We start from the raw sequence: 22,480 nt of genomic DNA on the forward strand, positions 1-22,480 counted from the left end.
CCTAGGAAAGCCCATCACGCTTGTCAATTGCCCTGACGCGGATCCGGCACTTTCCTGCACAGCGATCATACTGAACGCTCAATTCACCGATCGAGGTCATGATGAATCTGCACTTCGAAGAACTCACCGGCACCGATGGTGCGCGCCTGGGCATCGCCAGCCTGGATGCCGAGAAATCCCTCAACGCACTGTCGCTGGCGATGATCCGCGCCTTGGGCGATCAGCTGGATGTCTGGGCCAAAGACCCGCAGATCGTCTGCGTGCTGCTGCGCGGCAACGGCGCCAAAGCCTTCTGCGCCGGCGGCGAGGTGCGCAGCCTGGTGCAGGCCTGTCGCGCTCATCCAGGCGAAGTCCCACCCCTGGCCGGACAATTCTTTGCTGCGGAATACCGTCTGGATTTTCGCCTGCACACCTACCCCAAGCCGCTGATCTGCTGGGGCCACGGCTATGTGCTGGGCGGCGGCATGGGCCTGCTGCAGGGCGCGGGCATTCGCATCGTCACGCCGAGCAGCCGCCTGGCCATGCCGGAAATCAGCATCGGGTTGTACCCGGATGTCGGCGCGAGCTGGTTCCTCTCGCGCCTGCCCGGCAAGCTCGGGCTGTTCCTCGGCTTGAGCGGCGCGCACATGAATGCGCGCGATGCGATCGACCTGGACCTGGCCGACCGCTTCCTGCTGGACGAGCAACAGGAGCCCTTGATCGAAGGCCTGCTGCAGCTCAACTGGCAGGAGCAGACAGCGATGCAGCTCAACAGCCTGCTCAAGGCCCTGCAACAGGAGGCCGTTGGCCAACTGCCCGAGGCGCAGTGGTTGCCAAGACGCCAGCAGATCGACGAATTGCTGGACGTCAGCGACGTGCGTTGCGCCTGGAAAGCCATCAGCCAGTTACGCGATCACCACGACCCGCTGCTGGCCCGCGCGGCCAAGACCCTCGGCGATGGGTGTCCGCTGACAGCCCATCTGGTGTGGGAACAGATCCGCCGTGCCCGTCATCTTTCGTTGGCCGAAGTCTTCCAGATGGAATACACCCTGAGCCTTAACTGCTGCCGGCATCCGGAATTCAGTGAGGGTGTCAGGGCGCGCCTGATCGACAAGGACAACCAGCCACACTGGCACTGGCCGGACATCAACACGATCCCGCAGGCGGTGGTCGAGGCGCACTTCCACAAGGTTTGGGAGGGTCGCCACCCACTGGCGGATTTGTCGGACTACTGAAATGAACAAGCGGCGCGAAAGGCGCCGCTTGAAGATGGGCTGGGCTTAACGGTTGTGCCCACCGCGGTCGCCATGCCCATCATGATCGCCATGCCGACCGTCACCACGGTTGTGCCCGCCGCGGTTCTCCCAGCGCTGATTGCTCTGTCCGTAGTTGTTGCCCCAGCCCCGGTTGCGCTGATCATCCCAGCCTCGGCCCGGCGCCGGACGGTAAGCATGGGGTTGCGCCTGGTAGTAGCGCGGTGACGGTTGATAATAGCGCGGCCCCGATGGGTAATAACGGGGGGATGGGTAGTAGCGCGGCGGCTGTGAATAGTAGCTGCGCGGATAGGAATAATAGGAACGGTCGCCGTAGTAATAGGCCGGTGCCGGCGACGAATAGACCTCTGAACTGTAATAGCTGGAACCCCCTCCGTCGTAGTAGGGAACACAGGCGGCAAGACTCAACGTCATCGAACTGATCAAAGCTAGTCGGTGATACATGGCGGCCTCCTGGACCGCGAGAGAGCCACACCAGCGACGCGGGTGGGCGTCAGACAATTCATCTGCCTGACGAAATATCTGACATCAAAATCGGAAACTGGTGCGCAACGTTAACAGTTTGATACATGTCATCCGTCGTTTGCCCTGAGCAAGCCCGGTCCGATGTGGATTTGGTCGTAAATGCCCGCGTTATTTTCTCGCGGTGCCACTAGAATGCCTCTGATTACATCTGCCAACGGATTCGCCATGCCGCTTCGCTCTGCGCTGTTTTCGCAACGCTCGTTGGTCCTGACCCTGATTGCCTTGCTGGGCGCCGGCTTCCTCGCCACTTCCCTGCTCAGCTACTACGCCTCGCGCGCCTCGATCCGCGACAATATCGTCAACACCGAATTGCCCCTGACCTCCGATACGGTGTACTCGGAGATCCAGAAAGACCTGGTCCGCCCGATCCTGATTTCCTCGATGATGTCCCGCGATACCTTCCTGCGCGACTGGGTAGTGGCCGGTGAACAGGATTCCGGGCAAATGACCCGCTACCTCAACGAGGTCATGACCCACTACGGCGCCTACACCGCGTTCTTCGTCTCCAACAACAGCCTGACCTATTACCAGGCCAAGGGCGTATTGAAGAAAGTCAGCACCACCGAGCCGCGCGACGTCTGGTACTTCCGCGTCCGCGACATGGGCACGCCCTACGAAATCAATGTCGACGTCGACATGGCCAACCAGGACAGCCTGACCTTCTTCATCAATTACAAGGTCTACGACTACCAAAACAATTTCATCGGCGCGGCAGGCGTGGGTCTGACCGTCGATGCGGTGATCAAGTTGATCGATACCTACCAGCAGCGATATCAGCGCAGCGTGTACTTCGTCGATACCGAAGGCCGCATTGTGTTGACCGGTGCCGACGGCGGCCCGCAAGGCGCACGGGTGGGACAGGCGTTGAGCGAGCTCGACAGCATGAAAGACCTGATGGCCAAATTGCCCAAACCCCACAGCGGCAGCTACGAATACATGACCCAGGGCCAGGGGCATTTCCTCAATGTACGCTTCATCCCGGAACTGAACTGGTACCTGTTCGTCGACAAGCGCGAAGGCAGCGCCTTGCATGAGGTTCGCCAGTCGCTGTACCTGAATCTGTTGATCTGCCTGATCGTCACCCTGATTGTCCTGGCGCTGGTGATCCGCGTGATCAAGCGCTTCCAGAACCGCATCGAAGCCCAGGCTACCCTCGACAGCCTGACCGGCCTGCCCAACCGTCGCGGCTTCGACCTGTTGGCCGCCCAGGCGATGCAGGAGGCGCAGCGCGAACCCAAGCCGCTGACCGCCATGCTGCTCGACCTCGATCACTTCAAGCGACTGAACGATACTCACGGCCATCTCGCCGGCGACCTGGTACTGGCCGGGTTCGCCCGCGACCTGGAAAGCTGCCTGCGCCAGTCCGACATCGTCTGTCGCTGGGGCGGTGAAGAATTCATCGTGTTGCTCAAGGACACCGACGCCCACGCGGGTCTGAAAATCGCCGAGAAAGTTCGGCATTTGATCGAACAACAGCGCTACAGCTATCAAGGAAATGCCTTACGGATTACCGTAAGCATCGGCCTGACTGCTCTGCAGCCCGAAGACACCCTGCACAACCTGCTGTCACGGGCTGACCAGGCGATGTACCGGGCCAAACAAAGTGGCCGTAACCGCACCTGCTCAGAGATGCCGCACACCAGTTATGCCTAGACCCGACCTCTGCCCTGCCTGTGGCGCCCGCAACGATTGCAGCCTGGCCGATCCGCAAACCGCCGATCGCGCCTGCTGGTGCTTCGCGGTGACCATTGATCCGGCAGTACTCGCCGCCCTGCCCGCTGAACTGCGCAACCAGGCGTGCCTGTGCCCCGCCTGTGCCCGGATCGACGCGCAACTTCAGGCAACTCGTGCGCCCATCGAGTAAGATGCGCGCCCACTTGCCACCTGCCGACTCCCATGCGCGTTGACCGCTTCCTCAGCAACCTGCCCTGTTTCAACCGCAAACAGGTGCGCCTGCTGCTGGTCGAGCGGCGGATCAAGGTCGATGGGCAAATCGTCAGCGACCCGCATTTCGAGGTCCGCGAATTCAGTCGTGTCGAGTGCGACGAGCAGGTGCTGAAGGTCGGCAAGCCGGCGCGTTTTTTCATGCTGCACAAACCCATGGGCTGCGTCAGCGCCACACGCGACCCGCAACACCCCACCGTCCTCGACCTGATCCATGAGCCCGACAAGGACGACCTGCACATCGCCGGCCGCCTGGATTTCAACACCACCGGGCTGATGCTGATCACCAACGATGGCAGCTGGTCGCGACGCCTGACTCAGCCGCAGACCAAGCTGCCGAAGCTCTATTACGTCGAAACCGAACAGCCGATTACCGACGAGTACATACGCACCTTTGCCAAGGGACTGTATTTCGCCTTCGAGGACCTCACCACCCAGCCCGCCGAGCTGACGCTGCTGACCTCCCACAGCGCGCGACTGGCCATCGTCGAAGGCCGCTATCACCAGGTCAAGCGCATGTTCGGCCACTTCGATAACAAGGTGCTGCGCCTGCATCGCGAACAGATGGGCCCCCTGCTGCTGGACAGCACCCTGCAACCCGGTGAATACCGCCCCCTCAGCGCCGCCGAGGTCGCGCTGTTCTGAACGGATGACCGCCCGGCAGACTTTGTCGAACAATTCGCCAACGGCACTTGCGCGATAGACGTCGCCCTGCTTGAATCAAACCGTCGGCCGAAATGTGACCGACAGGTCACACCGTACATCCAAGCAACTTTTTGTCGGTCGAGAGCCTCAAGGCTCCAACTCCCCCGACAGACTGCCCGCCTATAACAATACCCGTCGACCAGACCTCAGCGGATCGACATGGGCCATTTCCTTCCAGGCGTATGCCTACCTGTCATAAAGCCCGTGCACACTCAGTTGCGCGCCTACACGCTTGCCAGGAGTCTTACGACATGAGGCCAGAAATCGCTGTGCTGGACATACAAGGTCAGTATCGGGTTTACACGGAGTTCTATCGCGCAGGTGCCGCAGAGAAGACCATTATTCTGGTCAACGGCTCGATGGCCACCACTGCGTCGTTTGCCCAGACGGTGAAAAACCTTCACCCGCAGTTCAATGTGGTGCTCTACGATCAGCCCTACGCGGGCAAGTCAAAAGCCCACAATCAACACCAGAAAATGCTCACCAAGGAAGTCGAAGGACAGATCCTTCTGGAGCTGATCGATCACTTCGCCGCCGAGCATGTGCTGTCGTTCTCGTGGGGCGGCGCCGCAACCCTGATCGCCTTGTCCCACCGCCCGCGACGGATCGAAAAGGCGGTGATCAGTTCGTTCTCGCCGGTGATCAACGAACCGATGCGCGATTATCTGGAGCGCGGTGTCGACTACCTCGGTAACCTCGACCGCGACCGTGTCGGTCATCTGGTCAACGACACCATCGGCAAACACCTGCCGTCGTTGTTCAAGCGCTTCAACCATCGGCATGTCAGCAGCCTGGCCGAGCACGAATACGGGCAGATGCACTTTCACATCAACCAGGTGCTCAACAGCGACCGCCTGTGCTACCTGAAGGCGGCCAAACAAATCGATGTGCCGGTGCTGTTCCTCAACGGCGAATGGGACGAGTACACCAGTGCCGACGATGCCAGAATATTTGGCAACCACGTGCAATACAGCAGCTTCAGCACCATCGAAGCCACCGGGCACTTCCTCGACATGGAGCATAAAGCTGCCTGCCGGGACAGCCGCCAGGCACTGCTGGGTTTCCTGAAACCGGCGCAGTATGAAAGCCGAACGCGTTCCCACTTCACCCAGGACCACCATGCACTGGCTATCTGAAATATCGTCTTTGCCAGCAGCCTCCTCGCCTTAGGGAAAAGCAGTTCCCTAAGCCGAGGAGGCTGCCCGGCAAAAACGGCGTAAACGCAGATCAGGCAAAGAAAAACTTCAAATCCATCGCTACATCTGGTACAAAGTCAGCCGCTCTGAGCGGGTGTCGTATAATGGCATTACTCCAGCTTCCCAAGCTGATAACGAGGGTTCGATTCCCTTCACCCGCTCCACATCATTTCAATCGTTTGTCCAGGCCATGCCTGACAGGGGATGACAAAAAACCGGTCCAAGCGACCGGTTTTTTTATGCCTGCGATTCCCTTCGCCATCCTGGTTGCCCTTCGCGTATCACCCCGCAATACACCCGGCCCCCATGTGAAAACAGCAATCGCGCAGGCTTCCTACACTGCTCCCTACCACTTATCAATTACCTCGCCAAAATGGTGGTTATGGTGTTGATAAAAAACCAACAGTAGGTACAGTAACCACCTACACAGCACAGGGACGTGATGTGAATAGTCGATATTTGATCAGCCAGATTGTCGCAGACGGCTGGTATCTGGTTCGGGTCCGCGGCAGCCATCACCACTACAAGCATCCAACAAAGCCTGGATTGGTGACGGTCCCCCATCCGAAAAAAGACCTGCTGACCAAGACTGCCGTAAGCATCCTGCAACAAGCCTTGCTGAATTGAGTCGACACACCCGCTATTAGAGGACGATGAACATGCTTTACCCGATTGCAATTTCCAAGGGCGACAACGAGCACGCCTGGGGCGTGGAAGTACCGGACATTCCCGGTTGTTTCTCCGCAGGCGATGACCTCGACGACGCCATTGCCATGGCACGCGAAGCCATCGAGGGGCACTTCGAGATACTCGCCGACGACGGCGCGGCCATTCCCCATGCCAACAAAATCACCGTGCACGCCGCCAATCCGGCCTACAGCGACGTGACCTGGGCGCTGGTGGATATCGATATCACCCGTTACCTGGGCAAGGCGCAGAAGCTCAACATCACCTTGCCTGGCTACCTGCTGACGCGCATCGACGAATACGTGCTGAATCACCCGGAAGAAAAAAGCCGCTCCGGCTTTCTGGCCTCGGCGGCATTGAAGGTGCTGCAGCAGCGCTGATTGCCTTCAGCGAGTCGCGACGATGAACACCCGCGGGAACGGCAACAGCACCGTGCCGTCGTCCATCACTGGAAAGTAAGGTTTGAGAGCTTCCAGGTACTGCGCCAGGTATTGAGCTTTTTCTGTTTCGCTCAAAGGCTCGAGGAACGGTCGCAGGCCACTGCCCTTGAACCATTCAACTACCGCCGCCGGCCCACCCTTGAGAGGGTGATGGTAGGTGGTCCGCCACACATCCACCCGCGAGCTGCAGCCGCACAGCATCCGGTAGTAGCTCGTGGCGTCAGCGAGGGCGGTGCGCTGTCCGGCAATGTGCGCCAGCTTGTCGGCCCACGGCCCTTGGGCGGCCACTTCACGCATCATGCGGTGCGGCGGTTGTTCCAGATTGTCGGGCATCTGGATGGCCAGGCTGCCACCCGGGGCCAGCTTGCCAACCAGCGCAGGCAACAGCGTGGCGTGGTCGGGCAGCCACTGGAACACGGCGTTGGCGAAGATCACATCGAAGGGACCTGCTTCGCTCCAGTTGGCGATATCGGCCTGATCAAAACGCACCTGCGGCAGGCGTTTGCGCGCCGCCTCAAGCATGTCGCCGGAGCTGTCCAGGCCGCGCACCATAGCGCCGGGAAATCGCTCGACCAGCAACTGCGTCGAATTTCCCGGACCACATCCGACGTCAATCACCGAGCGCGCGTCGACAGCTGGAATCGCCGCCAGCAAATCTCGCGAAGGGCGTGTGCGCTCATCCTCGAAGGTCACATACTGCTTTGCAGACCAGCTCATCGCATACTCCTGTTACGGGTCAGGGCACAGCGACACGTCAGACTCGGCGTTTCGCCCGTGGGGCGTCAGTAAGCGACGCGCCGGCCAATGCCGTCAACTCTCCGGGTGCGGAAAAGTTAGCGTTACAGCTGGCACAACGAAAACGTGAATCGCCGGGGGGAGCACATTCACTCCCCCCAAACGATGTCCAACTTTGCCCCCTGGAACCGCTTCGCTCCTGCTTGGCGTGGGCGCTTTTTTAGCAGCTGATGGCTGTCTGCCTGCTGAATAATTTCAAGGAAATTCCCCCTCCCCGCCGTGGTCTGAACTCCAGGCATATCCCAATAAGGAACACGGCAATGAAATTCGCGAAGGTGTCTCAGAAGCTGGCGTTGTGGGCAGGCAGTCCGAGAACGTTTTTGCTGGCGATTGTGCTGATTGTCGGCTGGGCGCTCACCGGGCCGCTGTTTGATTACAACGACACCTGGCAATTGATCGTCAATACCTCAACCACCATCATCACCTTCCTGATGGTGTTCCTGATCCAGAACACGCAGAACCGCGACACCGACATCCTGCACTTGAAGATCGATGAGTTGCTGCGGGTGACCAAGGATGCGCAGAACGCCATGCTCGGGCTCGAAGCCCTCGATCTGAAAGAGCTGGAGGCCTTGAGAAAGCGCTACCGCAGCATCGGAGAAGGGCAATCCATTGCGCTGGAAGAAGAAAAACCTGCTGCCGCCGGGCAGCAGGATTTGAACCAATGCTGATTTGACTCAGCGACTCGCCAGCAACGCCTTGGCCATATGCAGGTGTTGCTCGAGCTTGGGCAGGGTTTCTTCGGCAAACGCCTTGAGCTCCGGCACGTCAGTGGTCCTTGCCTCCTCCTGCAGTTGCTCGATGGCCTGCTCGGTGGTTTGCACCTGGCTGGCCGCGTAGGCCGAGTCGAATGACTCGCCTTCCTTGACCTCGGGCATCAAGGTTTTGGCCTTGTCCATCACCTCTTCGCGAGGGGCAATGGGCAGGTCGAGTTTTTTCGCGATTTTCGCCAGGTGCTGATTGGCCGTGGTGCGATCGTTGATGACCACGATGGTGAAGTCCTTGACCTCTTTGGACTCTGATTTCTGATGCGCCAGGCGGCTGGCTTCGATGTCCGCCATGCCCTGGGCTGATGCCTCGTTGATGAATTCGGCCGGTGACTGGGCCCATGCGCTGCCGGCACCCAGGCTCAGCACAGCGGCAAAACTGCAGGTCGATAATCGGCTGGCCATGGGTTTCATGGTTTCGCCCTCCTTGAACAGACAATAAGAAACGTCAGGGCTCCCCCGACACTCTTTGGAAGGCAAAACGGCGCAAAGGTTTAAAAAAAGCCATCCAGCCCACGACGAGCGGCCCCTCAGGCCGGGTCCAGCCGATCGCTCAGGCGCTTGGCGGCGTACATGGCTTCATCCGCATGCTTGAACAGCTGATGCTCCTCACGGCCATGTTCGGGATACAGGGCCACACCGATGCTGGGCAGGATATTCAGGCTATGACTGTCGAGCCGCATCGGCTGGCCCAGTACCTGACGAATCTTGCCGGCCACCCGCGATGCGTCCTCGGCGGCCTGGATACTGTCGAGCAGCACCACAAACTCGTCGCCACCAATGCGCGCCACGGTGTCCGTCTCGCGCACACAACCTTGCAAGCGGTTCGCCACGGCCTGCAAGAGCATGTCGCCGACGCCGTGGCCGTAGGTGTCGTTAACCTGTTTGAAATGGTCCAGATCGACGTAGAGCAGCGCCATGCGACCGCAGTCCGACTCAGCCTTGTGCAGGGCCTTGGCCAGACGCTCGCGCAACAGCTCACGATTGGGCAGGCGGGTCAGGTAGTCGTGCTGCGCCATGTACTGCAGGCGATGATGCAGCTGCTTGCGCTCGATCGCGGCCGCCACCTGGGCACACACGTACTGCAGCAGCTCCTTGTCGCGTTCGGTGTAACGCTCGCCACCGGGCATGCTCTTGACGATCAACGCGCCGATGGTGCCCTTTTTCGAATTCAGCGGCACCCCCAGCCAGCACGGCGAATCCTGTTGATCAATAGCACCGCTGAAACCGGGCAGTGAGAAGGGTTGATCGGGCGTCAGCAACACCGGCTGGCCACTGCGAATCACTTCGGCACACAAGCGCCCGGTCACGCTGAGCTCGGGTTCACGTTCGTGTTCGTCGACATGGTAGGGAAAATCCAGCTGCGCGCAGTGCTCGTCATAGAGCGCTACCGAGAAATTCAGTGCCGGCAGCCACTCACCGATCAACTGATGAATGCGCTTGAACAACGCCAGCAGATCCTCGGTGGCATGGGCCGCCTCGGAGATCGCATACAGCGCCGCCTGCCGTGATTCGGCCTGTTTGCGCTCGGTGATGTCGCGGGCGACGGCGATACGCAATTGATCGACTTCCGACCAGCGCGCCGACCAGAGGATATGCACCACCTGGCCATCTTTGCGCAGGTAGCGGTTTTCGAAGTTGGGATTGGGCTGGCCGCTCATGATTGCCCGAGCTGCATCGAGGGTGCGTTGGCGATCAGCGGGGTGGACCATTTCAATCATCGGCTGGCCGATCAGCTCATCCGGGGTGTAGCCGAATACCTGTTCGCAGGCGGCGCTGACAAATACAAAGCGTCCCTGACTGTCGACGGCACAGACGACGTCGAGCAGCAGATCGATATAGCTGGCCAGTGGCGCGGAATTTGAGCGGGTCATCGAGGATGGATACTGTCCAAAAATGCAGCCGTGAGTATCTCTCCAGGACCTGACCACTCCCCTCCCAGGCGGTGGTCGTACATAGTCGGCGCAACCTTGCGCCCAACTTCAACTCTTGTTGGCCAGCAACCCCGGCACCGCGTGCAGCAAGGCGTTGATGGCGAAACCGATGAACATTACCCCGCAAATCCGGGTAATTGCCAGCTCATGACGCTGATACAGCGTGCGCACCCGACGAGCGCCTACAATACCGATCAGAATAGCGTATGCCAAAACGCCACCAATGAAACTCAGAAAAATCAGTGCCGGCAACATCGACCACTGCAACAACTCGGCACGGCTGGACAGTAAGGCGGTGAAAGTTGCCACCGCCACCGGGTACGCCTTGGGGTTGGTCAAGCCGAACATGATGCCGTGCCAGAACGGTTGCCGAGCCGCCCCTTGCGGCGCATCGCTACTGGAGCGACGCGCGCGGATCGCTACTGGAGCGACGCGCGCGGATCGCCCGTATGCCCAGCCAGAACAGGTACAAGCCACTGAGCACCCCGAGCACGTCGAAGGCACTACTGCCGATCTCCCGCGCGCCGACGATGGCGATCAGCGCCGTGCTGCACCAGACCACATCTCCCAGCAGGTGTCCGCAGAGAAATCCGGCGCCAGCCCGTCGCCCCCGAGCGGCACCGATGCCGAACACCGCGAGCACGCCGGGGCCGGGAGTGATCCCGTAGATAAAGCCCGAGGCGAGTACGGCCAATAACAGGGATGCGGTCATGCGGGAGAACTCCGGGTCTGGTTGCGCTTGAGTCGGCGTTGGATCGCGAGATGTTTCAGAGCAGGGCAGACAGGATACGGATGATGGATTCCGAGCACATCCCAACCGGTGATTTATTGAATCAATTGATCCGAGCGCGCCTGACCAGTGGCATTAAATCCGCCCTCACTACAATGTAGTATGTTGTATTACAAACCACTACATCGAGCCTGCCATGTCCGTCATGTCTTTGCGCCTGCCAGACGAAATCGCCGACACCCTCGCCAACCTGGCCAAGGCAACAGGTCGCAGCAAATCCTTTCTTGCGGTCGACGCATTGCGTGAGTACCTGGCCCGCGAAGCCTGGCAGATAGAGGAACTCCAGCACGCCCTGAACGAGGCGGATGCCGGTGACTTCGCCAGTGACGAAGAAGTCACCGCCCTCGCCCGCAAGTGGGCGAACAATGCGGGTTGAGTGGCTGAAAACAGCGCTCAAAAACATCGATGACGAAGCCGCCCACATTGCCCTGGAAAATCCACAGGCAGCGACGGACTTCGTGACCACCATTCTTTCCAGCGTCGAGCAATTATCCCGGTTCCCGGCCATGGGTCGTGAGGGAAGACTGCCTGGAACCCGGGAGTGGGTGGTACCTGGCCACCCCTACCTCATTCCTTACCGTGTTCGCCAAGGCCGATTGCAAGTGCTGCGAGTCTTTCACACCCGTCGCCTGCCGCCCGGCTCCTGGTAACCTCACACTCCCCGCATATCCTCCGGCACCACATACTGCCGACCGTCGTAGCGCAAAGTCGTCAGCACCGTTTTACCCACGCTGTCGGTGGACTCGCAGTCGGTCTTGCCCAAGGTGTTCTGCGTACCGGTGGTTACCGAACGGACGATCAGATCAGCAAAGCCGTGGCTGCTGGTTTTAGCCAGGTCGAGGGTGCGCTGGGTGCGGCTGAATTCACCGACGCAGTTGGTATCCCATTCGCCATTGCTCGACTCGATCACCAGTTGTTCGAGGACCGGGCGCAGGGCATTACCTTCACGCACGTACAGCGACAGCACCGACTGTTCGAACGGATTGGCCCGCGAGGAACCGGTAAAACCGGCGCGCACGCCAAAAGCCCGCAGGTCGGAAGTCAGTTTATAGCGGGCGGTGTCGATGCTCAGACCATCGAAGCGCACGGCGTCAGAGCTGTACACCGAGGCCTGGGCGTAGCGGGCCAGGGGCTTGCCGTCGATGCTCGAGACCACCGCCAGTTTCAGGTCGTACATGCCGGTGCCTTCGGGGGCGTCGCTCAGGGTCGGGTCCGGCTCGATCTGCGACAGTACGGTGATGGTCTGGCCGTCGTAGGCCGGCCACTCCTTGCACGCCGAGTAGCCCGGCACCCCCTCGGGCAATGACGGTTGCTCGCAGCGGCCATAAGCCTGGGTCGCTCCCAGTGCGCCACTCATTGCCACGCATCCCAGCCAGCGGTATTTCAAGGTCATTCCATGTTCCTTGTGTCGATCGAATTCAGAAAGTCAGCCGTGCACTATCGCCTGTGCGATCTGCCGATTCAACCAGTTCAACGCCTGGTCGCCGCCCCGGCGCTCATGCCAGACCAGAACGAAGGTAAACGAGGGGATGTGAAACGGCGGCGGCAGGATCACCAACTGCGGATCGTCGATGCCGTTCAAACCACGAGCAGCGACGGTGAGGATCAGATCGGTGCCGCGGATCAACTGCGGGGCGACGTTCCAGTGCGGCAGGCTGACCGCGACGTGGCGACGTAGATTCAGGGTGGTCAGCGCACGCTCGATTTCCGGCGTGCCGCTGCCGCGCATCTCCAGCAACACATGAGGCCGGGTCAGGTAGGTGGGCAAGTCGAGTTCAGCGTTGGCGGGTAGACGTTGGCGATCTGCCAGACAGGCGAAGCGCTCTTCGAACAGTGGCAGGCTGCGCAACGCCGGGGACAGTTCGGGAAAGACGCCGGCGGCCAAATCGATATCACCGTTGAGCACCGCATCGAGCATGCCTTCGCGGCTGGCGTGGCTAATTTGCAGGTCGATGCCCGGAGCGTGCTGGCGCAATCGACGGATCAGGCCCGGCAGGACGATGGCGGCACCGTAGTCAGACATTGCCAGGCGAAATCGGCGTTTGGCCGATGCCGGATCAAAGGTGTTGGGTGCCAGGAGCGCTTGCACCTGTGCCAGCGCTTCGGTCAACGGCGCCGCCAGTTCCAGCGCACGCGGAGTGGCAACCAATCCGCTACCGGCACGGACCAGCAGTGGATCGCCGAGCACATCGCGCAGACGCGCCAGGGCATGGCTCACCGCCGGCTGGCTCAGATGCAGGCGCTCGGCGGCGCGGGTGACGTGCTGCTCACTGAGCAGGGCGTCGAGGATCACCAGCAAATTCAAGTCGATACGGCGCAGATCATTCATTGCATGCATGTTCTGGATAGCAAATCAGAATTTCAATCTGCGCGACGAATTATCTAGAGTCCAGTAAAACCTGATGGAGAACCAATCATGACGACCCTGCACTGGGCTGGATTTCTGATACTTGCGGTGATTGCCGGTGCCGTAGTGCCTTTCCAAAGCGCAATCAACGCCAACCTCAGCCGCGGCCTTGGCCATCCGTTATGGGCCACTCTCGCCTCATTGATGGTCAGCATCCTGGTGCTGCTGCCGGTGATCATTGCCCTGCGCTTGCCGCCGCCGTCGTTGAGTTTTATCAGCAAGGCACCGCTGTGGATGTGGGCCGGCGGCGCGTTCGGCGTGTGTTTTATCGCACTGGCCCTGATGCTGCTGCCCAAGCTGGGGGCCTCGGGTTTCATCGCCCTGGCGCTGACCGGGCAAGTGGTGGCCTCGCTGCTGCTCGACCATTTCGGCTGGTTCGGCCTGGCGCAGCAGCCCCTGAACCTGAGCAAGCTGCTGGGTGCCGTGCTGTTGATTGCCGGCGTGGGCCTGATTCATTTCAGCGCCACGCCGGGCCGGGCGCTGGTGACGCCCGGCTGAGGCAGGGTTCAGAACGCATTGCGGAAGATTGCTTCGATCTGGCGCTGATCAGCGGCACGCGGGTTGGTCAGGCCGCAGGCGTCTTTCAAGGCGTTGGCGGCGAGGATCGGAATGTCCTCCAGTTTGGCGCCGAGGTCGCCCAAGCCCGCGGGGATCTGCACATCCCTGGCCAGCGCCCGGATCGCCACAATGGCCGCCTCGGCGCCCTGCTCCGCATTCAAGCCCTGGATATCGCTGCCCATCGCCTGTGCCACCACGGCCAGGCGTTCGGCGCAGATCGTCGCGTTGAAGGTTTGCACGTGTGGCAGCAACACCGCGTTGCACACGCCGTGGGGCAAATCGTAGAAACCACCCAGTTGATGCGCCATGGCATGGACGAATCCCAGTGATGCGTTGTTGAACGCCATGCCGGCAAGGAACTGCGCGTAGGCCATGTTTTCCCGGGCGTTCATATCACTGCCGTCACGCACGGCCTGGCGCAGATTGAGGCTGATCAACTCGATGGCCTTGAGCGCGCAGGTGTCGGTAATCGGCGTCGCGGCGGTGGACACATAGGCTTCGATCGCGTGAGTCAGGGCGTCCATCCCGGTGGCGGCGGTCAGCCCCTTGGGCATGCCAACCATCAATGCCGGATCGTTGACCGACAGCAACGGCGTGACGTTACGGTCGACAATGGCCATTTTCACGTGGCGCGCTTCGTCGGTGATGATGCAGAAACGGGTCATCTCGCTGGCGGTGCCGGCGGTGGTGTTGATGGCGATCAGCGGCAGTTGCGGCTTGAGCGAGCGATCGACGCCTTCGTAGTCGGCGATCTTGCCGCCATTGGTGGCACACAGGGCAATGCCCTTGGCGCAGTCATGGGGCGAACCACCGCCAAGGGAAATCACACAGTCACAGGCGCTGCGCTGCAGCAGGGCCAGGCCGCTTTCGACGTTGGCGATGCTCGGGTTGGGTTTGGCGCCGTCGAAGATCACCGACTCGATGTCCTGCTGTGCGAGTTTCTCTGCGATCAGCGTCGCGACGCCAGCCTTGACCAGCCCGACGTCGGTGACGATCAAGGCCTTGCGAAAGCCGTAATTGCGAATGGCGGTCATGGCTTCATCGAGGCATCCGTTGCCCATGATGTTCACGGCGGGAATGAAAAATGTGCTGGTCATGGCAATTCCTCTTCGATGGGCCGACCGCAGCGGGTCAGCGAATAGCCCCAGCTTCGCCCCATCCCCAGGCGTGCATCTTGATCTGGCTCAATGGCCGGTCGTGATAAAGTCTGCGCCCAGTTCCCACCGGCTTGAGATGAGTGACGCAATGAGCGATTTCCAGGATGTTGATGCCCACCTTGAAGACTGGACCGCGTTGCGCGCCACCACTGACTTCAGCGCCTTGCTGGTGGGCAACGGCGCCAGTCGCGCCGTATGGAACGACTTTGCCTACGACTCCTTGTTCGAAAACGCCCGCACTGTCGAAGAAAAGCCCTTGAGCCCGTCCGAATTGAGTGTGTTCGACGCTCTCGGCACCCGCAGTTTCGAGCAGGTGCTCAGCGCGCTGAAAACCACCAGCCGGGTCAACAAGGCCCTGGCCGTCAGCTCCGCGGCGCCACGCAATCGCTACTACGCGATCAAGGAAGCGCTGATCAACACGGTGCATGCCGTACACATTCCGTGGCGTCTGGTGCAACCCTCGAGTCTGCAGGCCATCAGCGCCGAACTGAGCCGCTACCCGACGGTGTTCACCACCAACTACGACCTGCTCAACTACTGGGCGATCCAGCAGGCCCCGGCGACCGTCGACGACCTGTTCCAGGGCAGCGAGCCGCGTTTCGAGCTAAGCCTTTCAGCCACCGACAAGACGCGCCTGCTGTACCTGCACGGCGGCCTGCACCTGGTGCGCAGCCAGGACGGCACGGCGCGCAAGCTGACCTCGACCGAAGGCACGCTGCTGGGCAACTTTGCGATCAACAATACGATCAAGACCCTGGACGACGTGCCGCTGTTCATCAACGAAACCAGCAGCGAAGACAAGCTCAAGACCATCCGCAGCTCGGACTATCTGTCGTTCTGCTACGACCAGTTGCTGCAACAGCACGACGCGCTGTGCATCTTCGGGCACAACCTCGGCAAGCAGGACGCGCACATCGTCCAGGCGTTGCTCCAGGCCCGACCGAAAACCGTGGCGATCTCGATCTACCCGCGCAGTGCGGCGTTCATCCAGAGCCAGAAGCGTCACTATGGGCAGGTGTTCGCCGAAAGCGGCATCGAGTTGCGCTTCTTCGATTCCAAGACCCATGCCCTGGGCCATCCGCAACTGTCGGTGCCGGTCGAGGTCTGAGCCACCGGCTCACTCCTCGCGGCTGTTGACCACCACCAGCAGCTGCGCCTGTACCTCGCCGACCGAGCGCAGGCGATGGGGTTTCTGGGCGTTGAAATACAGTGCATCGCCGCGCTCGAGAATCACTCGCTCACTCATGAAATCGACTTCGACCCGGCCTTCGTGGACGAATAGAAACTCCTCACCGACGTGCTCCTTGAAGCTCTTGTCGGTGAACTCGGTGGGCGGATAGATGATGAACGGCAACAGGCTGCGCTCGCTGACCTGGTGGGCCAGCACCGCGTAACCGGGAGCCTGGTCGTTGGCTGCCAGCGACTGGCGCTCATGGGCGCGGACCAGGCTGTAGCTGTCCAGATGGACGTTGTCCTCGGAAAACAGCTCCTCGACCTTGACGTTCAATGCCTTGGCCAGCTTCAGCGCCGCAGCGATCGACGGGGTGTTCAGCCCACGCTCGATTTTCGACAAATAGCTCTTGGTCATGCCCGACTTTTCGGCCAGCGCCTCAAGCGTCACGCCCAATTTTTTTCGCAGTAATTTCAAACGGATAGACATGCGCAGCGATTAATCCATCAAGGAGGCAACGATTATCTCTTGCCAATGACACAAAGTGTCATATAGCCTCTTAAGTGTCATGTGTAACCCCAACGACCTTGCGAGCAGCGGGAGAACCACATTCGACGTCCACTGGTTTCTGCATAGGACCGCCGATATGGCCAAGACATTAGCACTACCCAAAGAGCAACTCATCCAGCAGGCGCTGACGCAGATGCAAAGCAGCCTGGCGGATAATACGTGGACCGACCGGCAAAAGCTGGCGCTGACCTGTCGCATCCTCTTCGAAAACGGCCACGACTCCGGCCTCGCCGGACAGATCACCGCCCGTGGCCCACAACCCGGCACCTACTACACCCAGCAATTGGGCCTGGGTTTCGATGAAATCAGCGCGAGCAACCTGCTGCTGGTCAATGAAGACCTGGAAGTGCTGGAGGGTCACGGCATGCCCAACCCGGCCAACCGTTTTCACTCCTGGGTGTACCGCGCCCGTCCGGATGTGAACTGCATCATTCACACCCACCCGACTCACATCGCCGCGCTGTCGATGCTCGAAGTGCCACTGGAAATATCCCACATGGACCTCTGCCCGCTGTACGAGGACTGCGCGTTTCTTCAGGCCTGGCCAGGGGTGCCGGTGGGCAACGAAGAAGGTGAAATCATCGCTGGCGCGCTGGGCGACAAGCGGGCGATTCTGCTGTCCCACCATGGCCAGCTATCGACCGGGCGCACCATCGAGGAAGCCTGCGTGATCGCGCAACTGATCGAGCGCGCAGCCAGACTGCAATTGCTGGCCATGTCAGCCGGCACTGTAAAACCGATCCTCCCGGCCCTGGGGCGGGAAGCCCATGACTGGATCTCCAGACCCAAGCGCCACGGCGCTGCGTTCAACTACTACGCCCGGCAAAATCTGCGTCGACACGCCGATTGCCTGAACTGATCCCACTGACTGGCTTTCTGGAGAGATAACATGTCCACCCCGAACATCCACGGCATCATCGGCTACACCATCACCCCGTTCACCGCGAATGGCGAAGGCATCGACCTGGACGCCCTGGGCCGCTCCATTGATCGCCTGATCGACGGTGGTGTCCACGCCATCGCCCCGCTCGGCAGCACCGGCGAAGGCGCCTACCTGAGCGACGCAGAGTGGGATCTGGTCAGCGAATTCAGCCTGCGCCATGTCGGCAGGCGCGTACCGACCATTGTCAGCGTCTCCGACCTGACCACCGCCAAGGCCGTGCGTCGCGCACGCTTTGCCGAGGCCCATGGCGCCGACGCGGTAATGGTGTTGCCGACGTCCTACTGGAAGCTCAGCGAGGCGGAAATCCTCGCCCACTACCAGACCATCGGCGCCAGCATTGGCGTGCCGATCATGCTCTATAACAACCCGGCCACCAGCGGTACCGACATGTCGGTGGAGCTGATCCTGCGGATTTTCAATGCCGTGGACAACGTAACCATGGTCAAGGAGAGCACCGGCGATATCCAGCGCATGCACAAACTGCAAGTGCTCGGCGAAGGGCGGGTGCCGTTCTACAACGGCTGCAATCCACTGGCGCTGGAAGCCTTTTGCGCCGGTGCCGCCGGCTGGTGCACCGCGGCACCGAACCTGATCCCGCAGCTCAATGGCGATCTGTACCAGGCCGTGCTGGCCAACGACCTGGACGCGGCGCGGGCGCTGTTCTATCGCCAGTTGCCATTGCTGGATTTCATCCTCAAAGGTGGGTTGCCAGCCACCATCAAGGCCGGCTTGCGCATGACCGGCCTGGAGGCCGGTGACCCGCGCCTGCCGGTATTCCCCCTGGGCGAAGCCGGATGCAGCCAGCTGCAAGGCCTGCTCGACAGCCTGCGCTGATCCGGCTTGCCTAGAGGACGGGCAGGGTCTTGTCCTTGACCACCGAAGTCGCGCCATTGCTCTTGACACTGGCAATGCCTTTTTCCAGGGCTGCCTCCGACGAGTAGGCCTCGCTGCTGCCGATGATCTGATGATTGGCGGCCTTGAGGTTGAAGTAGGGATGGCCGTCCTTGGTGGACTTTCTCTCGTAGCGCTCATCGACCGTACAATTGCTGCGCACCGAGGCGATACCGCCCTCGGCCGCAGCCCGGGTGGTGTACAGCTCGCTGTGGAGAATGGTTTCGGCGTTGGCGGCTTTCAGCACGAAGCGAAATTGGCCGTTGCTGCTTTTACTCAACTCGTACCATCCAGACATGGGGGTTGCTCCATTGAATGAAGGAAAACGACGCCCCCTTGTAGGAGCGAGCTTGCTCGCGAAGAACGTCAGAACGTCAGAACGCCGCGATCATTCAGGGTTTCCGCGTCATCGTTGACGTTTTTCGCGAGCAGGCTCGCTCCTACATTGGCAGCATCGCGTGTTCAGTAAAGCCCTCCCCAGCCATTTAGCCACTTCAAACTCATTTGCGCGCCGAATGCACCACCGTCAACTCGGCCGTCGCACCCCGGCGTTGGCTCAGGTAGCGGGTGCAACTGACCCGCAGGAACGAGGCGAAGTTGACCACTTCGCCGCGATAATCCATCACCTCTTCATAGAGTTTGGCAATCAACTGGTTGGTGGTCATGCCATCGACCTCGGCGATTTCGCTGAGGATGTCCCAGAACTGGTTCTCCAGGCGCAGCGTGGTCACCACCCCGCAGATACGCAGCGAGCGCGAGCGTGACTCGTAGAGGATCGGGTCGGCTTTGACATACAGCTCGCACATGCGCAGGTCTCCGTTTACAAGGTGATCTTGGTGCCCAGCAGGCCGAGGAAACCGGCCAGCCAGCTTGGGTGCGCGGGCCAGGCCGGCGCGGTGGCCAGATTGCCCTGAACGTGGCCTTCGGTCACGGGAATATCAATGTAGGTGCCACCCGCCAGGCGCACTTCCGGGGCACAGGCCGGGTAGGCGCTGCATTCACGGCCTTCGAGAATGCCCGCCGCCGCCAGCAGTTGTGCGCCGTGACAGACCGCCGCAATCGGCTTGCCCGCCTTGTCGAAGGCTTGCACCAATTGCAGGACTTTTTCATTCAGGCGCAGGTACTCCGGCGCACGCCCACCTGGCACCAGCAAAGCGTCGTAATCGGCGGCATCGACCTTGGCGAAGTCGAAGTTCAGGGCGAACAGGTGACCGGGCTTTTCGCTGTAGGTCTGATCACCCTCGAAGTCGTGGATGGCGGTGCGTACGGTCTGCCCGGCGGTCTTGTCCGGACACACCGCATGCACGCTGTGACCGACCATCAGCAGGGCCTGGAACGGCACCATCACTTCGTAGTCTTCGACGTAATCGCCAACCAGCATCAGGATCTTTTTCGCGGCCATGGGCAGGACTCCTCTGGGTAGTACATGGGCAGGAAGAGTATTCAAGGTAGTCCGAATCCGCGCGGCAGGGTAACAACCCGCTACTACGCCGATCCGTCGCTCAAACTGTACGGATAACTCTGTGCCTAGCTGTAACAGCGTCTGACCTTGGGTTTGTGGCTAGATGACGACACTTACCGCCCTATTCGACTCGGGTTACCGATATGTCCTCGCGCGAAAACACCGGCATGGCTCTGGGCCTGCTCGGCGTCATCATCTTCAGCCTGACCCTGCCCTTCACCCGCATCGTGGTGCAGGAACTCCACCCCTTGCTCAACGGCCTGGGCCGCGCCTTGTTCGCGGCGATTCCGGCGGCGGTACTGCTGCTGTGGCGTCGCGAGAAATGGCCAAGCTGGCAACAGATCAAGGGCCTGAGCCTGGTGATTGCCGGGGTGATTCTCGGGTTTCCGGTGCTGTCTGCCTGGGCCATGCAAACCTTGCCCGCGTCCCATGGCGCGCTGGTCAATGGCTTGCAACCTTTGTGTGTCGCGCTCTATGCCGCGTGGCTGTCCCATGAACGGCCATCGAAAGCCTTCTGGGCCTGCGCCGCACTGGGCAGTGGGCTGGTCCTGGGTTATGCGCTGATCAGTGGCGCGGGCAGCATCCAGGCTGGCGATCTGCTGATGCTCGGGGCGATTGCCGTCGGCGGCCTGGGGTACGCCGAAGGCGGACGCCTGGCCAAGGAAATGGGCGGCTGGCAGGTGATCTGCTGGGCGCTTGTGCTGTCGACGCCGCTGTTGATCGGCCCGGTGCTGTACCTCGCCGCCCAGCATCAGGGCGCGATCTCGGCCAAGACCTGGTGGGCCTTCGGCTACGTGTCGCTGTTCTCGCAGTTCATCGGCTTCTTTGCCTGGTACGCCGGGCTGGCCATGGGTGGCATCGCCCGGGTCAGTCAGATCCAGTTGCTGCAGATCTTCTTCACCATCGCGTTTTCGGCGGTGTTCTTCGGTGAGCACGTCGAACCGATCACCTGGCTGTTTGCCGCCGGGGTGATCGTCACGGTGATCATGGGGCGCAAGACGGCGGTGCAGCCGGCGCGCCCCGCCACGGCCTAACCCAGCAAACCATCTGCGCGCAGCAGGGTTTCCAGGCAGTGCTCGCTGATCTGGTAGAAGGCCTTGAGTTCCTCGATTTTCAACAGCAGCTGGGCTGGGTCCACCGGCTCGGCACGCTTGACCGCAAGAATCATCTTGTTCTTGTTGGTGTGGTCCAGGGAGATGAATTCGAAGACCTTGGTCTCGTAACCACAGGCTTCGAGGAACAGTGCACGCAGGCTGTCGGTGACCATCTCCGCCTGCTGCCCCAGGTGCAGGCCATATTGCAGCATCGGCTTGAGCAACGCCGGGCTCTGGATCTGCAGGCGAATCTGTTTGTGGCAGCACGGCGAGCACATGATGATCGACGCGCCGGAACGGATGCCGGTGTGGATCGCGTAATCCGTGGCGATGTCGCAGGCATGCAGGGCGATCATCACGTCCAGTTCGCTGGGCGCTACGCTGCGCACGTCCCCGCACTTGAATACCAGGCCCGGGTGTTCGAGGCGTGCGGCGGCGGCGTTGCACAACGTGACCATGTCCTCGCGCAGCTCGACACCGGTCACCACACCCTCGGCCTTCAAGGTATTGCGCAGATAGTCGTGGATGGCAAAGGTCAGGTAGCCCTTGCCGGAGCCGAAGTCTGCCACCTGTACCGGCTTGTCCAGCGCCAGCGGCGAGGACGTCAGGGCGTGGCTGAAGACTTCGATGAACTTGTTGATCTGCTTCCACTTGCGCGACATCGCCGGAATCAGTTCGTGGTGTTTATTGGTCACACCCAGATCGACGAGGAACGGCCGGCTCAAGTCCAGGAAGCGATTCTTCTCGCGGTTGTGCTCGGCAGAGGGCACTTCACGCAGTTGCTGGGGCTTGCTCTTGAACAGCGAACTCTTGCCCTTCTTGCTGTACTCAAGCTGCGCCTCGTCGGTCAACGACAGCAGGTGAGCGTTCTTGAACGCTTGCGGCAACAAGCTGGCAACCGTCGCCACGCCTTCGTCGAGCGGGAAGTTCTTGGTGATGTCGCGGGTCTTGTAGCGATAGACGAAAGACAGACACGCCTGCTCCTTGACCGTCAGTTGCTTGATGATGATGCGCTGCAGGTCTGCTTCGTCGCCGACATACTTGGCCAGCACCAGCTTGATGAACGCATTCTGCGCCAGGCAACTGCGCAACAGATCGATGAATTGACTGTGGTGATCAGGCGTGAGGCGAGTGGAAGTTGCGGTGACGGACATGGAAAAAACGCCTCGGACGGAGCATAACGAAGAATGA

27 protein-coding genes, 1 tRNA gene and 1 pseudogene are annotated in these 22,480 nt (G+C 60.7%); 16 read left to right on the forward strand and 13 right to left on the reverse strand.

What is annotated here, in order from left to right; translation table 11 throughout:
- Positions 1-101 precede the first annotated feature (101 nt).
- Positions 102-1,214, forward strand: coding sequence for an enoyl-CoA hydratase/isomerase family protein (locus ACZYR5_RS15540; RefSeq protein ID WP_489090006.1), 1,113 nt, complete (start codon positions 102-104; stop codon positions 1,212-1,214).
- Positions 1,215-1,259: 45 nt separating this feature from the next.
- Here ACZYR5_RS15540 and ACZYR5_RS15545 read toward each other — a convergent pair whose 3' ends face one another.
- Positions 1,260-1,697 (reverse strand): hypothetical protein, encoded by a 438-nt coding sequence (locus tag ACZYR5_RS15545; RefSeq protein ID WP_489090007.1) that lies wholly within the window; start codon positions 1,695-1,697, stop codon positions 1,260-1,262.
- A gap of 246 nt (positions 1,698-1,943) precedes the next feature.
- Here ACZYR5_RS15545 and ACZYR5_RS15550 point away from each other — a divergent pair, with 246 nt between their 5' ends.
- From ACZYR5_RS15550 to ACZYR5_RS15580, 7 genes are all read left to right on the forward strand, one after another.
- Complete coding sequence (locus ACZYR5_RS15550; RefSeq protein ID WP_489090008.1) at positions 1,944-3,431, forward strand: sensor domain-containing diguanylate cyclase; 1,488 nt, start codon at positions 1,944-1,946, stop codon at positions 3,429-3,431.
- On the forward strand, positions 3,424-3,642 hold the full coding sequence (locus ACZYR5_RS15555) for a cysteine-rich CWC family protein (protein ID WP_489090009.1): 219 nt from the start codon (positions 3,424-3,426) through the stop codon (positions 3,640-3,642). The genes ACZYR5_RS15550 and ACZYR5_RS15555 overlap by 8 nt, the downstream gene beginning before the upstream one ends.
- 32 nt (positions 3,643-3,674) lie before the next feature.
- Entirely contained in the window at positions 3,675-4,367 is a 693-nt protein-coding gene (locus ACZYR5_RS15560) for a pseudouridine synthase (RefSeq protein ID WP_489090010.1), read from the forward strand.
- 311 nt (positions 4,368-4,678) lie between these two features.
- The gene (locus ACZYR5_RS15565; RefSeq protein ID WP_489090011.1) at positions 4,679-5,563 is read left to right on the forward strand and encodes an alpha/beta fold hydrolase; all 885 of its coding nucleotides are present in this window, start codon (positions 4,679-4,681) and stop codon (positions 5,561-5,563) included.
- Positions 5,564-5,713: 150 nt separating this feature from the next.
- A tRNA-Gly gene (locus tag ACZYR5_RS15570) sits at positions 5,714-5,787 on the forward strand.
- A 280-nt stretch (positions 5,788-6,067) separates the two neighbouring features.
- Positions 6,068-6,250: a type II toxin-antitoxin system HicA family toxin gene (locus ACZYR5_RS15575; RefSeq protein WP_081786434.1), complete on the forward strand. Its 183-nt coding sequence runs from the start codon at positions 6,068-6,070 to the stop codon at positions 6,248-6,250.
- Between the two features lie 32 nt (positions 6,251-6,282).
- Complete coding sequence (locus ACZYR5_RS15580; protein WP_489090012.1) at positions 6,283-6,690, forward strand: type II toxin-antitoxin system HicB family antitoxin; 408 nt, start codon at positions 6,283-6,285, stop codon at positions 6,688-6,690.
- A 6-nt stretch (positions 6,691-6,696) separates the two neighbouring features.
- On the opposite strand, the gene tam is transcribed toward ACZYR5_RS15580, so the two are convergent.
- Complete coding sequence (gene tam / locus ACZYR5_RS15585) at positions 6,697-7,467, reverse strand: trans-aconitate 2-methyltransferase (protein ID WP_489090013.1); 771 nt, start codon at positions 7,465-7,467, stop codon at positions 6,697-6,699.
- 338 nt (positions 7,468-7,805) lie between these two features.
- Between tam and ACZYR5_RS15590 the strand changes: the two genes are divergently transcribed.
- On the forward strand, positions 7,806-8,216 hold the full coding sequence (locus tag ACZYR5_RS15590) for a low affinity iron permease family protein (protein ID WP_489090014.1): 411 nt from the start codon (positions 7,806-7,808) through the stop codon (positions 8,214-8,216).
- A gap of 6 nt (positions 8,217-8,222) precedes the next feature.
- Here ACZYR5_RS15590 and ACZYR5_RS15595 read toward each other — a convergent pair whose 3' ends face one another.
- The 3 genes and pseudogenes from ACZYR5_RS15595 to ACZYR5_RS15605 all read right to left on the reverse strand — a co-directional run bounded on the left by ACZYR5_RS15595 (position 8,223) and on the right by ACZYR5_RS15605 (position 10,958).
- Complete coding sequence (locus ACZYR5_RS15595) at positions 8,223-8,726, reverse strand: DUF4142 domain-containing protein (protein WP_489090015.1); 504 nt, start codon at positions 8,724-8,726, stop codon at positions 8,223-8,225.
- Positions 8,727-8,842: 116 nt separating this feature from the next.
- Positions 8,843-10,186, reverse strand: a complete 1,344-nt coding sequence (locus ACZYR5_RS15600) for a sensor domain-containing protein (RefSeq protein WP_489090016.1) — start codon at positions 10,184-10,186, stop codon at positions 8,843-8,845.
- 108 nt (positions 10,187-10,294) lie between these two features.
- Positions 10,295-10,958, reverse strand: a pseudogene (locus ACZYR5_RS15605) (LysE family translocator).
- A 214-nt stretch (positions 10,959-11,172) separates the two neighbouring features.
- On the opposite strand from ACZYR5_RS15605, the gene ACZYR5_RS15610 reads away from it, so the two are divergent.
- Complete coding sequence (locus ACZYR5_RS15610; RefSeq protein ID WP_489090017.1) at positions 11,173-11,412, forward strand: CopG family ribbon-helix-helix protein; 240 nt, start codon at positions 11,173-11,175, stop codon at positions 11,410-11,412.
- Positions 11,402-11,686: a type II toxin-antitoxin system RelE/ParE family toxin gene (locus ACZYR5_RS15615; protein WP_489090018.1), complete on the forward strand. Its 285-nt coding sequence runs from the start codon at positions 11,402-11,404 to the stop codon at positions 11,684-11,686. The genes ACZYR5_RS15610 and ACZYR5_RS15615 overlap by 11 nt, the downstream gene beginning before the upstream one ends.
- Before the next feature lie 2 nt (positions 11,687-11,688).
- Here the strand turns inward: ACZYR5_RS15615 and ACZYR5_RS15620 are convergent, their stop codons facing one another.
- Both ACZYR5_RS15620 and ACZYR5_RS15625 read right to left on the reverse strand, forming a co-directional pair.
- Positions 11,689-12,429 (reverse strand): PA3715 family protein, encoded by a 741-nt coding sequence (locus ACZYR5_RS15620; RefSeq protein WP_489090019.1) that lies wholly within the window; start codon positions 12,427-12,429, stop codon positions 11,689-11,691.
- A 33-nt stretch (positions 12,430-12,462) separates the two neighbouring features.
- Complete coding sequence (locus ACZYR5_RS15625) at positions 12,463-13,374, reverse strand: LysR family transcriptional regulator (protein WP_489090020.1); 912 nt, start codon at positions 13,372-13,374, stop codon at positions 12,463-12,465.
- Positions 13,375-13,452: 78 nt separating this feature from the next.
- On the opposite strand from ACZYR5_RS15625, the gene ACZYR5_RS15630 reads away from it, so the two are divergent.
- Positions 13,453-13,941 (forward strand): DMT family transporter, encoded by a 489-nt coding sequence (locus ACZYR5_RS15630; RefSeq protein WP_489090021.1) that lies wholly within the window; start codon positions 13,453-13,455, stop codon positions 13,939-13,941.
- An 8-nt stretch (positions 13,942-13,949) separates the two neighbouring features.
- Here ACZYR5_RS15630 and yiaY read toward each other — a convergent pair whose 3' ends face one another.
- Positions 13,950-15,098 (reverse strand): L-threonine dehydrogenase, encoded by a 1,149-nt coding sequence (gene yiaY / locus ACZYR5_RS15635; RefSeq protein WP_489090022.1) that lies wholly within the window; start codon positions 15,096-15,098, stop codon positions 13,950-13,952.
- 148 nt (positions 15,099-15,246) lie between these two features.
- On the opposite strand from yiaY, the gene ACZYR5_RS15640 reads away from it, so the two are divergent.
- Positions 15,247-16,266 carry a DUF4917 family protein gene (locus ACZYR5_RS15640; protein ID WP_489090023.1) on the forward strand — a complete coding sequence of 340 codons (1,020 nt, stop codon included), beginning with the start codon at positions 15,247-15,249 and terminating at the stop codon, positions 16,264-16,266.
- Positions 16,267-16,275: 9 nt separating this feature from the next.
- Here the strand turns inward: ACZYR5_RS15640 and ACZYR5_RS15645 are convergent, their stop codons facing one another.
- Positions 16,276-16,818, reverse strand: coding sequence for a helix-turn-helix domain-containing protein (locus ACZYR5_RS15645; RefSeq protein WP_489090024.1), 543 nt, complete (start codon positions 16,816-16,818; stop codon positions 16,276-16,278).
- Positions 16,819-16,975: 157 nt separating this feature from the next.
- Here ACZYR5_RS15645 and ACZYR5_RS15650 point away from each other — a divergent pair, with 157 nt between their 5' ends.
- Together ACZYR5_RS15650 and ACZYR5_RS15655 are read left to right on the forward strand one after the other, a co-directional pair.
- A complete protein-coding gene (locus ACZYR5_RS15650) occupies positions 16,976-17,758 on the forward strand; it encodes an aldolase (protein WP_489090025.1) in 783 nt (260 codons plus the stop codon).
- A gap of 30 nt (positions 17,759-17,788) precedes the next feature.
- Positions 17,789-18,676 carry a dihydrodipicolinate synthase family protein gene (locus ACZYR5_RS15655; RefSeq protein WP_489090026.1) on the forward strand — a complete coding sequence of 296 codons (888 nt, stop codon included), beginning with the start codon at positions 17,789-17,791 and terminating at the stop codon, positions 18,674-18,676.
- 10 nt (positions 18,677-18,686) lie between these two features.
- Here ACZYR5_RS15655 and ACZYR5_RS15660 read toward each other — a convergent pair whose 3' ends face one another.
- The 3 genes from ACZYR5_RS15660 to ACZYR5_RS15670 form a co-directional block, all read right to left on the reverse strand.
- Positions 18,687-19,031, reverse strand: coding sequence for a YegP family protein (locus ACZYR5_RS15660; RefSeq protein ID WP_489090027.1), 345 nt, complete (start codon positions 19,029-19,031; stop codon positions 18,687-18,689).
- Positions 19,032-19,233: 202 nt separating this feature from the next.
- Positions 19,234-19,539, reverse strand: a complete 306-nt coding sequence (locus ACZYR5_RS15665) for a ribbon-helix-helix domain-containing protein (RefSeq protein ID WP_489090028.1) — start codon at positions 19,537-19,539, stop codon at positions 19,234-19,236.
- 14 nt (positions 19,540-19,553) lie between these two features.
- Positions 19,554-20,135 carry a DJ-1/PfpI family protein gene (locus ACZYR5_RS15670; RefSeq protein WP_489090029.1) on the reverse strand — a complete coding sequence of 194 codons (582 nt, stop codon included), beginning with the start codon at positions 20,133-20,135 and terminating at the stop codon, positions 19,554-19,556.
- 203 nt (positions 20,136-20,338) lie between these two features.
- Here ACZYR5_RS15670 and ACZYR5_RS15675 point away from each other — a divergent pair, with 203 nt between their 5' ends.
- Entirely contained in the window at positions 20,339-21,229 is an 891-nt protein-coding gene (locus ACZYR5_RS15675; RefSeq protein ID WP_489090030.1) for a DMT family transporter, read from the forward strand.
- Here ACZYR5_RS15675 and ACZYR5_RS15680 read toward each other — a convergent pair.
- The gene (locus tag ACZYR5_RS15680; RefSeq protein WP_489090031.1) at positions 21,226-22,443 is read right to left on the reverse strand and encodes a class I SAM-dependent methyltransferase; all 1,218 of its coding nucleotides are present in this window, start codon (positions 22,441-22,443) and stop codon (positions 21,226-21,228) included. The two genes, ACZYR5_RS15675 and ACZYR5_RS15680, sit on opposite strands and share 4 nt — an antisense overlap.
- Between the last annotated feature and the right edge of the window lie 37 nt (positions 22,444-22,480).

The organism is Pseudomonas sp. F007 (assembly GCF_057814275.1).